The following is a 14,333-nucleotide window of genomic DNA, read 5'->3' as shown; positions in this document are numbered from 1 at the left end:
GGCTCGGGGACAGGTTGGCCAATTGTCGGCGTGGTCTGGTTCGCTTGAGGCATGGAGATTCTCTGGGTCCTGCTGGCGCTGGTCATGATCGGCTTCGTGCTGCTCCCCGTCTTCCGGCGCCGGCGCGGCATGATCGAGCAGGTGCCGCCCGGTCATCCCGACGCCGCGGACCCCGCGCACTACGGCTTCGTCCTGGAGGAGGAGCTGGACATCCGGATGCCCGGCCCCGACCAGGACCTGATCGACGTTCTCGACCTGGTGCAGCGCACCCAGGACTACCGCGCGGCACAGCAGCTCCTCGCCGGTACGGAGGCGGAGGGCGAGCGGCGTTGGCAGCGCGTGCAGGCGTTCGCGGGCGCGGCGGCACTGGAGTTGCAGCAGCGGCCGGGCGGGGTCGCGGAGCCGCCGGGCGGCCAGTGGCTGCGGGTGTGGCGGGCGGAGAACCCCAAGGAAGCGGGCGGCGCGGCGGTGCACGCCGAGTTCCTGGTGCAGCAGGCGTGGCGGACGTCGACGCCGGGCACGGACGAGTTCCGGATCATCATGGAGGAGGCGCGGGCGGCGTGCGGCGACGCGGCGCTGCTGGCCCCCGGTGATCCGGTGCCGTACATCATCGAGTTGTCGGTGGCCCGCGGCCTGGGCTACGAGCGGGCGGAGTTCGAGCAGCTCTGGCTGAAGATCCTCGACCGCGCGCCGGCGCACATGGGGGCGCACCTGGCCGCGCTGCACTACTGGTGCGAGAAGTGGCACGGCTCCCGGGATCTGGCCTACTCCTTCGCCGAGGCCGCGGCGGCCCGCGCGCCCCGGGGCTCCCTGCTCGCCGCGATGCCCCTGTTCGCGGTGTTCGAGCACCTGCCCGAGGTCAACCTGGTCAGCGGGTTCCACCAGAGCGAGGTCGTCACCAAGGCGGTCCACGGCGCCCTGCACGCGGTCCACGGCGCCCGCCCCGACGACCCGATGTCGGCGCACGTCCGCCATCTGCTGCTGTTCTTCCTGGTCCGCGGCGAGCGCTGGGCCGAGGCCATGAACCAGCTGGTGCACATAGACGGCCACGTCGGCGCCCTCCCCTGGACCCTGTCCGCCGACCCGGCGGCCGAGTTCGCGGTCTACCGGGCCCTGGCGGTGGCGGGCTACGAGGCCAACGGGGGCAGCCCGGCGACGCTGCCGCACTGATTGCGGCCGACTCCTCGCGGTGGGCTGGGCCGGGTGTCTCCTGTCCGACCGGCGTCCCGCCCGATGGCACGTGTCCGGCACGAGTCGAAGGCGGTGTTCTGCGGTGGTCGCACCCTGCCCTGGGGTAGCTGCCGCATCCGTGGATCAATGGCGGACGGAGCTCCACCGGCCGCACAGCTCGGGCTCTCCGGCGAGGCTGTCCGGCGGTACGCGGACGGGTGGACGGTCTCCATCGCGACGTGACTCCGCTCGCCCACGAGATCCACGCACGCGTGAGCGGCGGCGATCCGGACGCCGCGGCCCGGTCGCTGCCCGAAGAGCGGGCCTACCCCGTCGCGGACGAACTGACGGCCCACCTGCGCCCATGACCGGAGCCGCGCTCCGTCAGAGGCCGAAGGGGCTGTTCGACGGGTTGTGGCCATCGGCAGCGGGTCCCCGTTGACCTTGACACGGTGACAGGGCGTTCACTGCTGTCACCTGTCACCGCTTGCCGAGGAGGCGTTCCCGATGGCCATGACAGAACCGGAAACGGAGGCGCCGCGTGCCCTCCGAGCGCTGGAGGACGACCGCGCCTCCGTACGGCTGAGCGCGGCTCTCGCGGTCGGTACGGCACCGGATCCGCGTTACGTCGACGCGCTCGTCGAGCGCTGCGCGGTCGAGCCCGAGTTCTTCGTCCGCGACATGCTGACCTGGGCGCTCACCCGGCACCCGGTGTCCCTGACGCTTCCCGCGCTGCTCCGTGAGGTCCGCTCCGCGCGGGCGCGGGCGCGGAGTCAGGCGTTGCACACGCTGTCCAAGATCGGGGACCGGCGGGCGTGGCCGGCGATCACCCGGGAACTGCTGACCGACGCCGACGACGAGGTGGCGCGCAGCGCCTGGCGGACCGCGGTCCTGCTGGTGCCGGAGGGTGCGGAACCGGGGCTGGCCGCGGTGCTGGCGACGCAGCTCGGGCGGGGCGGGCGGGAGACACGGCTCAGTCTCAGCCGGGCGTTGGTCGCGCTGGGGGAGGCGGTGACGCCGCTGCTGCGTGCCGTGGCAGCCGGCGCCGACCGGGAGGCACAGGCGCACGCGCTCGCCACGGAACGGCTGCTGCGCGACCCGGACGCGGGGTTCGAGTTCGCGATCGAGGAGGCGAAGCGCGTCGTGGCCCTCGGCGGGGCCGGCCGTCAGGAGGGACGATAGGGCGTGTTGATCGGTGAGGTGGCGCGGCGGTCCGGGGTCAGCGCCCGCATGCTCAGGCATTACGAGTCGCTGGGCCTGCTGCGGCCTTCGGGACGTACGGGCTCCGGTTACCGGGAGTACTCCGGCGAGGACATCCGGCGGATCTTCCACATCGAGAGCCTGCGGTCGCTGGGGCTGTCACTGCGCGAGATCGGGCGCGCGCTCGACGATTCCGGCTTCACGCCCTCGGCGCTCGTCGACGACCTCATCCGGCAGACGCGCCGGCGCATCGCGGCCGAGACCGAGCTGCTGACGCGGCTGCGCCGGATCGACGCCGCGGAGCCCGCCGACTGGGAGGAGGTCCTCCAGGTCGTCGCGGTCCTCCAGGCGCTGGGTTCGAAGAGCGCCGTCGACCGTCAGCGCGCGGCCCTGTCCTCGGGCGACGAGGTTCCGGTGCCGGTGGAGGCCCTGGTCGAGGCGGTACTGAGCGAGACGGACCCGAACGTCGCCGGAGCCCTGCGCTGGGCGCTGGCACGGTCGGGCGAGGGCGGCGACGGCGGTACGGCGCTGCTGGCCGACGCCCTCGGCTCACCGGTGGCGGCGGTGCGGGAACGGGCCGTCCGCTCCCTCGCCGCGCTGCCCGGCGACCGGGCCGCCGCCCGGCTGCGGGAGGCCCTCGCCCACCCCGATGCCGTGGTCCGCGGCCAGGCCGCCCTGGCGCTCGGGACGCGGGGGTCGGCGGACACGGTCCCCACGCTCGTCGACATGATCGCGGACGGCCGGAACGACACCGACGCGGCCGACGCGCTGAGCGTGCTGGCGGGCGACGCGGCGACGGCGGAGCGGATCGCCGCCGCGCTGGCCGACCGCCTCGCCCGGGACGCCTCCACCGCGCCCGCCCGGGTACGGCTGACCCAGGCGCTGGCCGACATACCGGGGCCCACGGCGTCCCGCGCCCTCGTGGAGCTGTCGTCCGACCCGGACCGCGCGGTCTCGCTCACGGCGACGTATCTGCTGCGGCTGCGCGACGCGCGGTGACGGTCGCGCAGCCCGCGGCGTCAGCCCTCGGCGCGGGCCGGCAGCCGCCAGCCCGGGCGCGGGAAGTGGCAGGTGTAGCCGTCGGGGTAACGCTCCAGGTAGTCCTGGTGCTCGGGCTCGGCCTCCCAGAAGGGGCCGACCGGCTCTACCTCGGTGACGACCTTGCCCGGCCACAGCCCGGAGGCGTCCACGTCCGCGATGGTGTCCTCCGCGATGCGCTTCTGCTCGTCGTCCACGTAGTAGATCGCCGAGCGGTAGCTCATGCCGATGTCGTTGCCCTGGCGGTTCTTGGTGCTCGGGTCGTGGATCTGGAAGAAGAACTCCAGGAGCGCCCGGTAGTCGGTCTGCTCCGGGTCGAAGAGGATCTCGATGGCCTCCGCGTGCGTCCCGTGGTCGCGGTACGTCGCGTTCGGCACGTCACCCCCGGTGTAGCCGACCCTGGTCGCCGTCACGCCCGGGAGCTTGCGGATCAGGTCCTGCATCCCCCAGAAGCATCCGCCCGCCAGCACGGCCCTCTGCGTCTGCGCGGCCATCGCGGCCTCCACTCTCTGTCACTTCAGTGTCACTGAATCACTCGGGCCCCTCGGCTCACACACCACGGGCGCCCACGGCCACCCGTCACAACGCACGAGCACCCCGCGCGATTCCGCGCCCGCCCACTGGGACGTGCGCCCGGGTGTGAAGAAAACCGGTGGCCACCGGCGCGGGACGCGTCGACGCTGTACCCCATGGAACGACCGCAGCGCGAGATCCGGGCGGCCTACGGGCCGTCGACGATCACCGTCTACCAGGCCTACCCGCCGGAACTGGGCCTGCCCGCCGCCCGGGACGGGAGGTTTCCCGCCGCGTGGAAGCGCGACCGCATGACATGGATCAAGCCGTCGTTCCTGTGGATGATGTACCGCTGCGGCTGGGCCACGAAGCCCGGGCAGGAGACCGTGCTCGCCGTCGAGATCACGCGGGACGGGTTCGAGTGGGCGCTGCGCAACGCGTGCCTGTCGAGCTACGTACGCGGGCTGCACGCCGGCCCCGACGCCTGGCGGAGCGAGCTGAAGCGCTCGCCGGCCCGGGTGCAGTGGGACCCCGAGCGGGACCTGCGTTCGCGGCCGCTGCCGTACCGGTCGCTGCAGCTCGGGCTCTCCGGTGAGGCCGTACCGCGTTACGCGGACGAGTGGACGGTCTCCGTCCGTGACGTGACCCCGCTCGCCCGCACGATCCGTGAGCACCTCGCCGCCGGTGATCCGGACGCCGCGCACCGGCTGCTGCCCGAGGAGCGGCCCTACCCCGCCGCGGACGGCCTCCTCGCGCACCTGCACTCCTGATCGGAGCCGCGGGCCGCCGCGCCGGGCGGCGTCAGCGGTGCGGGTCGGTGATCTCGCGCAGCGCTTCCAGGGCCTGCCTCAGCTGCCGGGTGCGCGCGGGGCCCAGGTGGGCCGTCCACTGCTCCTGGACGTCGCGGACGACGGGCAGGCTCAGTCCGACGCGTTCATGGCCGCGGGCGGTGAGGGTGACCAGGCGGGCCCGGGCGTCGCGCGGGTCGGGCACCCGTCGGGCGTAGCCGGCCCGTTCGAGCTGGTCGACGATCGACCCGGGGGTCTGCTTGCCGAATCTCCGGCCCCGCCCTGTCCCTGCCGCTGCTCTCGACCGGACGCACCGCCGCCTGCCTGGACACCCTCCGGGGTGACGGCGTCGAACGGCTCAGGTCCTCGGCGGGCCTGTGAACGGCCGGAGCGCGGGGAGGCACCTGGCCGAGAGCGTGGCATACGGCCGCTCCCCCGCCGCCGGTCCCCATGAGGGGAACAGCTGCGGGGGGGTCGTCGCGTCGATCAGATCGTCGCCGTGTCGATCACGAAGCGGTAGCGCACGTCGCTGGCGAGCACCCGCTCGTAGGCCTCGTTGATCTGGCTCGCCTCGATCAGCTCGATCTCCGCGCCGATGCCGTGCGCGGCGCAGAAGTCCAGCATCTCCTGCGTCTCGGCGATGCCGCCGATCATCGAACCGGCCAGGTTCTTGCCGCCGCCGATGAGGGAGAAGAGGTTCAGCGAGATCGGCTCCTCGGGGGCGCCGACGTTGGCCAGGGTGCCCCGCGCCGTCAGCAGGCTCAGGTACGCGCCGAAGTCCAGGGGCGCCGAGACCGTGGAGACGATCAGGTCGAAGGTGCCGGCCAGCTCGGTGAAGGTCGCCGGGTCGCTGGTGGCGTAGTAGTGGTCGGCGCCCAGCTTGAGACCGTCGTCCTTCTTGCGCAGCGACTGCGACAGGACGGTCACCTCGGCGCCGAGGGCGTGCGCGATCTTGACGGCCATGTGGCCGAGACCGCCCAGGCCGACGACGGCGACCTTCTTGCCGGGGCCGGCGCCGAAGCGCTTCAGCGGGGAGTACGTGGTGATGCCGGCGCAGAGCAGCGGCGCGGCCTCGTCGAGGGACAGGCCGTCCGGGATGCGGACCGTGAACGCCTCGTCGACGACGATCTTCTGCGAGTAGCCGCCGTAGGTGGGCTCACCGTCGCGGCCGATGGCGTTGTACGTGCCGATCTGGCCGCGGACGCAGTACTGCTCCTGGCCCGCCTTGCAGTTCTCGCACTCGCGGCAGGAGTCGACCATGCAGCCGACGCCGACGCGGTCGCCGACCTTGAACTTCGTCACACCGGGGCCGACCTCCGAGACGACACCGGCGATCTCGTGGCCGGGGACCATCGGGAAGATGGCCTCGCCCCAGCCCTCACGGGCCTGGTGGATGTCGGAGTGGCAGATACCGGCGTACTGGATGTCGATCAGGACGTCGTGCTCGCGGACGTCCCGCCGCTCGATGGTGGTGCGCTCCAGCGGAGCCTTGGCGGCGGGGGCGGCGTACGCGGCGACAGTGGTCATGCCGGGTTCTCCGGAATCTTCGTAGCGGGGTCTTGCGAAGCGCCGGCCGGCCGGTCGGCCGGGGCGCGTCATCCAGCGTGCCGTCCGGGCGGGCTGCCACCCAGACCACGGTTTTGCGTACGTCCGCCGTGCGTACCACTGACAGGATCAGGCTCCTGTGCGTACGACCGCCTGTGTCCAGGAATACGGACGGGGATACTGGAGAGCATGGACGTACCGCCCGCATCCGCATCCTCGCCCGCACCCGGCGCCGGCCCGGGCCTGGACCAGCGCGCCGAGCTGAGCGAGTTCCTGCGCACCCGGCGGGCCCGGCTGAAGCCGGAGGACGTCGGGCTGCCCTCGTACGGGCGGGCCCGCCGGGTGCCGGGGCTGCGCCGGGAGGAGCTGGCGCAGCTCGCCGGGGTGTCCGTGGCGTACTACACCCGCCTGGAGCAGGGCAACGGGCGGAACGTGTCGGCGGAGGTCCTGGAGGCCATCGCCCGCGCGCTGCGGCTGACCGACGCCGAGCGCGCCCACCTGACGCACCTGGCCAAGCCGAAGCAGCAGCGGGGCAGGCACGCGGTGCGGGCCCAGCAGGTGCGGCCGGAGCTGCGGCAACTGCTGGACTCGATCGACACGGTCCCGGCGTACATCACCGGCCGGCGCACCGACGTCCTCGCCTACAACTCGCTGGCCTCGGCCCTCTTCGGCGACTGGGACCGGATGCCGGCCCGGGAGCGGAACTGGGCCCGGCTGGTGTTCCTGCGGCCGGACTACCGCGAGCTGTTCGTGGAGTGGGACGGGAAGGCCTCCGACATCGTCGGCTACCTCCGGATGGACGCCGGCTGCCACACCGACGACCCGCTGCTGGCCTCACTGGTCGGGGAGCTGTCGATGAAGAGCGGGACGTTCCGGCGGCTGTGGGCCGCGCACGATGTGAAGGAGAAGAGCCACGGCGTCAAGCGGATGCGGCATCCGCTGGTCGGGGAGCTGACCCTGTCCTTCGAGACGTTCCGCCTGGTGGACGACGCGGACCAGTCCCTGATCACGTACCACGCGGAGCCGGGCTCCCCGTCGGCGGACGCGCTGCGCCTGCTGGCGAGCTGGAGCGCGGAGACGACCGCGGCACGGCCGGCCTGACGCGTCGCTCCGTCCCGGCCGGCGCCGGTCCCCGCCGCTCAGACGTCCCTCGCGTTCGCCGGCAGCGTGCTCCACAGCGCCAGGTAGTCCGCGTGCATGCAGGACAGCGCGAGGTGCCGGTCGCGCACCTATAGGTCAAGGCCTCCCGATACGTCGAAACCCCGCAGCATGCTGCGGGACGTGGCCACGTCCATGCCGTTCAGCAGCATGACCGTCGGGTAGTACCGGCCGGTGAGGCCGTAGGTGGACGGGGAATCCCGGATGTCTTCGATGCGCCGGCTGTCGTTCAACTACCCTCGCGTTCATGCTGCTTCGCGGAATGTTACGAGTAGTCATGATATTCGCCGTGGCACTGACGGGGGTAGTCGCGAGTGGTGTGACGGCGCGGGCGGGCGAGGAGCCGTTGCTGTACTTCAACCACGCGTACGGGGTGCTCGACCGGGAGACCGCCGACGCGATCGAGGGCTCGGCGTATCTGCGGGAGTTCGCCGACTTCCAGGTGCGGACCACGACCGGGGCGGACGGGCGGACGTGGACCGGGCGTTATCTGATGGGGCGCGAGACGTACGTCGAGCTGTTCGGGGTGGGCGACCTGCCCGGCCAGGACGGCACGCTGGGCTCCGCCGGGCTCGGGGTGTCCGTCGAACGCGCCGGTGACCTGGCGAAGGTCGTCGAGCGGCTGCCGGAGTACGGCGTCCCCGAGCCGGTCGAGTTCCAGCAGACCCGTGACTTCGGGGACGGGGTGCCGGTGCCGTGGTTCGACGCGGTGTTCACCGACACGCGGTACGACGCCTTCGGGGCGTGGGGGATGGAGTACCGGCCCGAATACTTCGCCGACCCGCGCGGCAACACGGAGCCGGCGAGCGGACCGGGGGACGTCGGCCGGGAGCGGTACCTCTCCGACGGCTACCGGGATCACCTGATGCGGAACGTGACGTCCGTCCGCCTCGGGGTGACGGAGGGGGACCTGGCCGACACGGTGCCGCTGCTGCGCGCGGGCGGGTTCGCGGTGCGGACGGTGGCGGGCGGTGGCGTCGTCGCGGACGACGGCACCACGAGGATCCGGCTGGACGCCGTCGCCCGCGATCAGGCGGGGCTGCGGTCCCTCGGTTTCGCCCTCGACCGGCCGGTGGCCGAGCGGCACGTGGAGCGGATCGGGAACTCCACGCTCGTGGTCGGGCCGGGGGCCCGGGCCGGGTGGAGTTTCACGAGCGGCGAGGAGTAGCGACGACCGGTTCGCCAGCGGTGTTGCCGGGCCGGCCGGGTTCACAGGCAGCTGACGCCGGTCAGCTTCTCGGCCACCGCCCACAGCCGTGCGCCGACGGCCGGATCGGCCGCCTCCTCGCTGAGCCGGGCGTCGGTGACCCGGCCCCGGGTCTCCCACAGCCCGGCCGGCCCGAAGAACCGGCCGCCCCGCACACCGGGCTCGGTCGCCGCGCGCAACTGCGGCAGCGCGCCCCGCTCCACCGGCTGGGTGGCCAGCAGACCGGCCGACGCGATCAGCCGCCCCAGCCGGCCGCGGTGTTCCCACGCCCGGGGGGTCAGGTTGGTGCGGGTGAGACCGGGGTGGGCCAGCACGCTGACGACCGGCGAGCCGGCGGCGCGCAGCCGGCGGTCCAGCTCGACGCCGAAGACCGTGGTGGCGAGCTTGGAGCGGCCGTAGGCGGTGGCGGGCCGGTACCCCCGCTCGAACATGAGGTCGTCGAAGTCGAGGTGCGCGGTCTTGTGGGTGATCGAGCTGAGACTGACCACCCGGGCCGCGGGCGCGGCGGCCAGCGGGCCGAGCAGCAGGCCGGTCAGCGCGAACTGGCCCAGCAGGTTGGTGCCGAGGTGCAGTTCGAAGCCGTCGGCGGTGGTGCGGCGCGGGCCGAGCAGCACCACGCCCGCGTTGTTGACCAGCAGGTCGATCACCGGGTGGTCGGCGGCCAGCCGCTCCGCGAACGCCCGGACCGAGGCGAGGGAGGCCAGGTCCAGTTCGCGGACCTCGGTGTCGCCGCCGATCCGGCGGGCGGCCTCCTCGCCGGCCGCGGTGTTCCGTACGGCGAGCACGACGTAGGCGCCGCGGCGGGCCAGTTCGGCCGCGGTGACCAGGCCGAGCCCCGAGTTGGCGCCGGTCACGACGGCGGTCCGGCCGTGCTGGTCGGGGATGTGGTCGGCGGTCCATTCGGTCATCCGCTGCTCCTGGGGTGTGGTGGTGCCGTGGGGCGACCACGCTAGGAGCGCCGCGCGCTGGTTCCGTCGTTCCCGTCTGCCTAGGTCTGCGGGACCTACCTTCGGCGCCCGGCCGGACGGCACACTGGCGGCATGACGCATCCGTACGCCCGTGAACTCGGCGACTTCCTGCGGGCCCGGCGCGGCAGGCTGCGGCCGCAGGACGTCGGCCTGGAACCGGGCGGCCGGCGCAAGGTCACCGGGCTGCGGCGGGAGGAACTGGCCCTGCTGGCCGGGCTGAGCACCGACTACTACCAGCGGATGGAGCAGGGCCGGGAGGTACGTCCGTCCGACGACGTCCTGGACGCGCTGGCCGGCGCGCTCGGCCTCGACGACGCGGAGCGCCGCCATCTGTTCGGCCTGGCCCGCGCCGCCCGCCGGCCCGTTCCCGCCCGCGGTGACCACGGTCCGGAGCGGGTGCCGGACGGCACCCGGCGGCTGCTGCGGGTGCTGGACACCCCGGCGGTCGTGCTCGGCCGGCACCTCGACCTGCTCGCCTGGAACCCGCTGGCCGAGGCGCTGCTCGGCAGCCCGGGGGACCGTCCGCGCGACCGGCTCAACATGCTCCTGCTGATGTTCGACGACACGCTGACCGGCGAACGGAGCTGTCCGGACTGGGAGCGGCAGGCCCTGGAGTACATCGGCATGATGCGCGCCGCCGTCGCCACCGACCCCACCCATCCGCGCGCCACCGCGATCGTCGGCGAACTGTCCATCCGCAGCGCGGAGTTCCGCCGGCTGTGGGCCCGGCACGACGTACGCACGTCGGTCAGCGGAACCAAGACCTTCCGGGTCCCCGAGGTCGGCGACCTCGTCCTGGACTGGGACACGTACCCGCTGCCCGGCGCTCCCGGCCCGTTCCTGCTCGTCTTCACCGCCGAGCCGGGCAGCCCCGACGCGGACCGGCTGCGCCTGCTGGCGTCGCTGCGCGCCACCCGCTCGCCCGGCGCGGAGTAGCGACGGCGGACGGCGGCGGGCGAGCCGCGTCCTGGGGCGGGCCCGGACCCCATCCTCGAAAACGGTGAACACTTGGGGCCGAAGTGTTCACCGTTTTCGGCACCCCCTCTCTCTCCGGCCGGTATCCGCCGCCTCCAGGGCGGAGGTCTACGTGCGACAGCCACCCCCTACGCTGCGACGCACGCGCGGATACTCACCCGCCCCGCCCGACCACCAACCAGCCCCAGGGAGACCAGCGATGACCCGCACGCGTTTCGACATCCCCGACCGTGACGTCCTCCAGGCCCGGCAGAAGCTGGTCCTCGACCACTTCCACGACGAGGTCGTCCACGCGTGGGACGACGTGCTGTCGACCTTCCCGCACCCGCACTACGAACTCGTCCCGACCATGACCGTGCACGACGGCGACTCCGCGGTCCGCGGCTACTACCACGAGACCCGCGTCGCCTTCCCCGACCAGGACCACGAGATCATCGAGCTGCGGCACAGCGCGGACGCCGTCATCGTCGAGTTCTGGCTGCTGGGCACCCACCGCGGACCGCTCGGCAGGATCCCGCCCACCGGCGGTCGCTTCCGGGTCCGTATGACCGCGTACTTCCTCTTCGACGAGGACGAGCGCCTGATATGCGAGCGGGTCTACTTCGACACCCTCTCCATGCTCCGTCAGCTCCTCAAGGCGCTCGACTTCAAGAACCCGCGCGACCTGCTCAAGCTCGCCAAGGCGGTGAAGGGCCTGGCATCGATGACCCGCGAACCCGATCCGCGCCTGCTGTCCACCACCGTTCCGGCCGACCTGCGGGGGTGACGGAGCGGTCCGGGGAGGTACCTCGGAAAACAGTGAACACTTGAGGCCGAAGTGTCATCCGTTTTCCGGTGCCCTATCCGGCGGCGGTGGCCCGCAGGCGGTCCAGCTTCTGCGCGTCCGGGGTGCCGGGTTCGGCCGTGAACGTCATGATCCGCACGTCGTGGTCCGGCACCTTCAGCACATCGCTGTCCAGCACGATCTCCCCGACGAGCGGGTGCCGGATCCGCTGGTCGCCGCCGAGTCGCGAGCCCAGCGTCGCGGTGGCCCACAGCTCCCGGAAGCCGGCGCTGGCCCGCCAGGTCTCCCGCACCAGCTCGTCGAGTTCCCGCTCCCCCGGGTACGCGGCGCGAGCGAGCCGCAGATCGGCGACGAGGGCCGCCCCGTCGGCGGCGAAGGGGAAGAGCGGGGCGCGGCCGGTCTCGGCCGGCGGTTCGGCGAAGACCGCGCGCACCAGGTTCCGTTCCCTCGGTGGCCGGGATGCCGGGTCACCCAGCAGGGCCGCCCAGGACCGGGTCCAGGACAGCAGGGTCCACGAGGCCGAGAACACGCCCACCGGGATGTCTCCCCAACGGCTGATCAGCCGGTCGACGCTCCGCGGCACCTCCTGCGGAATCCGCCCCGGTGCCGGCGGGAGAAGCCCCGCGACCAGGTGCAGATGACACGTCTCGTCGTCCGTCAGCCGCAGCGCGCGGGCGAGCGAGGCGACCACCGGGCGGGACGGGCGCCGGGCCCGGCCCTGTTCGAGGCGCAGCAGGTAGTCGACGGAGATCCCGGCGAGCGCGGCGAGTTCCTCGCGGCGCAGTCCGGCCGTCCGCCGGCGTCCCGTGGCCGGCAGGCCGACGTCGTCCGTCGTCAGGCGGTCCCGCCAGGCACGCAGCGCCTCGCCCAGGGAGTTGTCCGGCACGCTCATGGGCCCAGTCTCGCCCACCGGGCCGTCCGCAGCCTGGTACTGCGGTTCGGGGGTTACGCCGGGTACTGGCCGGCCCGCGCGCGGCGATCGATGCTCGGCGCGAGCGCCCCACCGGATCGGAGTCACCCATGCGCACACACCTCGCCGTCCGACTTGCCCTGGCGGGCATGACCCTGGGGCTCACCACGGTCCCGGCACCGGCGGGAGCGGCCACGCCGCCCCTGTCGCACCCGCGCGTCGTGGCCCACTTCGACCGGCCCGCCGGGCAGGCGGCGGAGAGCGTCGTCGTGGAGCCGGACGGTTCGGCCGACGTCGGCCTCGTCCTGTCCCGCCAGATCGCGCACGTATCCCTCGACGGCCGCGTCGAGGTGCTGGCCACCATGCCGCTGCCGGCGGACGGAGGGGTGAACACCCCCGTCGTCGGCACCGCCAATGTGACCGGCATCGAGCGCACTTCGGACGGCACCCTCTACTTCCTCTACTCCGCCGGTGACGGCGGCCTGACCGGCCTGTGGAAGCTGCCCCCCGGCGGCGGCGAGCCGACGCGGGTCGCGGCTCTCCCCGCGACGAGCTTCGCCAACGGGCTCGCCCGGGACGACCGCACGGGGGACTTCTACATCACCGACTCCACGCGGGGAAAGGTGTGGCGGGTCCCAGCGCACGGCGGCACGGCCACGGTCTGGGCCGACGGCCCTGCCCTCGCCCCGACCGGCTTCTTCGGCGCCAACGGCGTGAAGGTGCACAACGGCGCGGTGTGGGTGTCCAACATCGACCGCGGAACGATCCTGCGCATCCCCCTCACGGTCACGGGCGGGGCCGGCCGACCCCAGATCAAGGCGTCGGGACTGGACAGCGTCGACGACTTCGCCTTCACGGGCCGGGGAGACCAGCTCCTGGCCGCCCTCAACATCCCCAGCGAGGTAGTACTCGTCACCCCCGGCCGCCCCGCCCGCACCGTCCTCGACACGCGCGACGGACTCCAGAACACCACGTCCGTCGCCGTCACCGGCACCACCGCCTACGTCACCAGCGGCGCCCTCACCACCGGCGGCGACGCCAACCTCCTGACCGCCCGCCTCACTCAACCTCGCTGAGCAACCGGCCCCAGCCGCACCGCCCCGACGAAGGCCCCCCAAGCGGACGCGGTGACCAACAGCACCGGTCCGTCCGGAACATTGGGCCGCCGTCGCCGTTGCTTTAGCTGCTCTTGCGCCACGCCCGAAGGGCGGAGGCTTACGAGTGCCTGCCCTTGCGATAGTCCTCTGCCGCTTGTTCGATGAGCTTCAGGGACACCTCCGGAGACAGTGCGGCTGCCCTGAGCCGACCGTATGCCTTGGCATACTGCCGCACGAGGGCCGGGTCATCGACCAGCTGGCCGCTGTACATGCCCTCCGTGTACATGACCGGCGGCGCATCGGCAAAGGTCATGAACCGTGTGGTGCCCATCATGAACGGGTGGGCACCCCCGTTCCGCGGCAGGATCTGCGGAATCACCCGGCGCCTGCGTGCGACTTCGGCAAGGTGCGCGAGTTGGTCGGCCATGGCGTCGGGCGGGACGATCGGCTCACGCAGGATCGACTCGTGCAGCACGAGCCAGCTGTCGGGTGCGTGTTGATCCTCGAGCAGCCACGCCCGCGCCCGCCGGGCCTCGATCTTCGCCACCACCGCCTCCTCCGACTCCTGCGGGTGAGCCGCCAGGACAACAGCTCGGATGTACGGCTCCAGTTGAAGCGGCCCCGGAATCAGAGCCGGGCCCCACTCGTCGATCTCCTGAGCGCGTTCCTCCATCTCCACGGTGTTGATGAAGTACTCGGCGTGGCCGCCCCGCCGGGCCTTGCGCACATCCTCGCAATTGCGCTCGAAGAACTTGTCCGTCCCCAGCACCCGATCCACATGCCGGGCCAGATCCATCGGCATCCGGCGTTCCCCGTGCTCGATGTCGCTGAGGTACGACTTCCCGTAGAAGCTCCCTTCGAGGAGCCCCTCCAGCGACAGCCCCGCCGCCTCCCTCTTCCACCGCAACTCCTTGCCGTAGAAGGTCGGGACGCTCATCGAGCCGTCGATGTCCTTGCGCCGTGCCATGGCCCTGCCCTCT

At 72.7% G+C, this 14,333-nt stretch carries 15 protein-coding genes and 1 pseudogene; 10 read left to right on the top strand and 6 right to left on the bottom strand.

Going from position 1 to position 14,333, the window contains the following annotated elements; genetic code table 11:
• The first annotated feature begins 51 nt into the window (after positions 1-51).
• The 4 genes and pseudogenes from J7I94_RS01585 to J7I94_RS01570 all read left to right on the top strand — a co-directional run bounded on the left by J7I94_RS01585 (position 52) and on the right by J7I94_RS01570 (position 3,369).
• Positions 52-1,170: a hypothetical protein gene (locus tag J7I94_RS01585; protein ID WP_215164610.1), complete on the top strand. Its 1,119-nt coding sequence runs from the start codon at positions 52-54 to the stop codon at positions 1,168-1,170.
• Between the two features lie 174 nt (positions 1,171-1,344).
• A pseudogene (locus J7I94_RS01580) lies at positions 1,345-1,538 on the top strand (DUF4291 family protein); the annotation flags it as partial.
• A 139-nt stretch (positions 1,539-1,677) separates the two neighbouring features.
• Positions 1,678-2,352 carry a HEAT repeat domain-containing protein gene (locus J7I94_RS01575; protein WP_215164609.1) on the top strand — a complete coding sequence of 225 codons (675 nt, stop codon included), beginning with the start codon at positions 1,678-1,680 and terminating at the stop codon, positions 2,350-2,352.
• 3 nt (positions 2,353-2,355) lie between these two features.
• The gene (locus J7I94_RS01570; protein ID WP_215164608.1) at positions 2,356-3,369 is read left to right on the top strand and encodes a MerR family transcriptional regulator; all 1,014 of its coding nucleotides are present in this window, start codon (positions 2,356-2,358) and stop codon (positions 3,367-3,369) included.
• A 20-nt stretch (positions 3,370-3,389) separates the two neighbouring features.
• On the opposite strand, the gene msrA is transcribed toward J7I94_RS01570, so the two are convergent.
• Positions 3,390-3,902 (bottom strand): peptide-methionine (S)-S-oxide reductase MsrA, encoded by a 513-nt coding sequence (msrA, locus tag J7I94_RS01565; protein WP_215164607.1) that lies wholly within the window; start codon positions 3,900-3,902, stop codon positions 3,390-3,392.
• A 195-nt stretch (positions 3,903-4,097) separates the two neighbouring features.
• Here msrA and J7I94_RS01560 point away from each other — a divergent pair, with 195 nt between their 5' ends.
• Complete coding sequence (locus J7I94_RS01560; RefSeq protein WP_215164606.1) at positions 4,098-4,691, top strand: DUF4291 domain-containing protein; 594 nt, start codon at positions 4,098-4,100, stop codon at positions 4,689-4,691.
• A gap of 31 nt (positions 4,692-4,722) precedes the next feature.
• Here the strand turns inward: J7I94_RS01560 and J7I94_RS01555 are convergent, their stop codons facing one another.
• Entirely contained in the window at positions 4,723-4,914 is a 192-nt protein-coding gene (locus J7I94_RS01555) for a hypothetical protein (protein WP_374198345.1), read from the bottom strand.
• A 281-nt stretch (positions 4,915-5,195) separates the two neighbouring features.
• Positions 5,196-6,236 (bottom strand): NAD(P)-dependent alcohol dehydrogenase, encoded by a 1,041-nt coding sequence (locus J7I94_RS01550; protein WP_215164605.1) that lies wholly within the window; start codon positions 6,234-6,236, stop codon positions 5,196-5,198.
• Between the two features lie 207 nt (positions 6,237-6,443).
• On the opposite strand from J7I94_RS01550, the gene J7I94_RS01545 reads away from it, so the two are divergent.
• Positions 6,444-7,355 carry a helix-turn-helix domain-containing protein gene (locus J7I94_RS01545; RefSeq protein WP_215164604.1) on the top strand — a complete coding sequence of 304 codons (912 nt, stop codon included), beginning with the start codon at positions 6,444-6,446 and terminating at the stop codon, positions 7,353-7,355.
• Positions 7,356-7,674: 319 nt separating this feature from the next.
• Complete coding sequence (locus J7I94_RS01540) at positions 7,675-8,580, top strand: DUF5829 family protein (RefSeq protein ID WP_215164675.1); 906 nt, start codon at positions 7,675-7,677, stop codon at positions 8,578-8,580.
• Between the two features lie 41 nt (positions 8,581-8,621).
• Here the strand turns inward: J7I94_RS01540 and J7I94_RS01535 are convergent, their stop codons facing one another.
• The gene (locus tag J7I94_RS01535; RefSeq protein ID WP_215164603.1) at positions 8,622-9,527 is read right to left on the bottom strand and encodes an oxidoreductase; all 906 of its coding nucleotides are present in this window, start codon (positions 9,525-9,527) and stop codon (positions 8,622-8,624) included.
• A gap of 132 nt (positions 9,528-9,659) precedes the next feature.
• Here J7I94_RS01535 and J7I94_RS01530 point away from each other — a divergent pair, with 132 nt between their 5' ends.
• A complete protein-coding gene (locus J7I94_RS01530; protein WP_215164602.1) occupies positions 9,660-10,523 on the top strand; it encodes a helix-turn-helix transcriptional regulator in 864 nt (287 codons plus the stop codon).
• Positions 10,524-10,761: 238 nt separating this feature from the next.
• Positions 10,762-11,328: an ester cyclase gene (locus J7I94_RS01525; protein ID WP_215164601.1), complete on the top strand. Its 567-nt coding sequence runs from the start codon at positions 10,762-10,764 to the stop codon at positions 11,326-11,328.
• Positions 11,329-11,401: 73 nt separating this feature from the next.
• Here J7I94_RS01525 and J7I94_RS01520 read toward each other — a convergent pair whose 3' ends face one another.
• On the bottom strand, positions 11,402-12,238 hold the full coding sequence (locus J7I94_RS01520; protein ID WP_215164600.1) for a helix-turn-helix domain-containing protein: 837 nt from the start codon (positions 12,236-12,238) through the stop codon (positions 11,402-11,404).
• Positions 12,239-12,366: 128 nt separating this feature from the next.
• On the opposite strand from J7I94_RS01520, the gene J7I94_RS01515 reads away from it, so the two are divergent.
• The gene (locus J7I94_RS01515; RefSeq protein ID WP_215164599.1) at positions 12,367-13,332 is read left to right on the top strand and encodes a hypothetical protein; all 966 of its coding nucleotides are present in this window, start codon (positions 12,367-12,369) and stop codon (positions 13,330-13,332) included.
• Positions 13,333-13,471: 139 nt separating this feature from the next.
• Here the strand turns inward: J7I94_RS01515 and J7I94_RS01505 are convergent, their stop codons facing one another.
• A complete protein-coding gene (locus tag J7I94_RS01505) occupies positions 13,472-14,320 on the bottom strand; it encodes a helix-turn-helix transcriptional regulator (protein ID WP_215164597.1) in 849 nt (282 codons plus the stop codon).
• Between the last annotated feature and the right edge of the window lie 13 nt (positions 14,321-14,333).

Source organism: Streptomyces sp. ISL-12 (assembly GCF_018614415.1).
Lineage (GTDB): Bacteria > Actinomycetota > Actinomycetes > Streptomycetales > Streptomycetaceae > Streptomyces.
The sequence above is the reverse complement of the archived record's forward strand: the minus strand, read 5'-3'. Positions and strand labels throughout refer to the sequence as shown.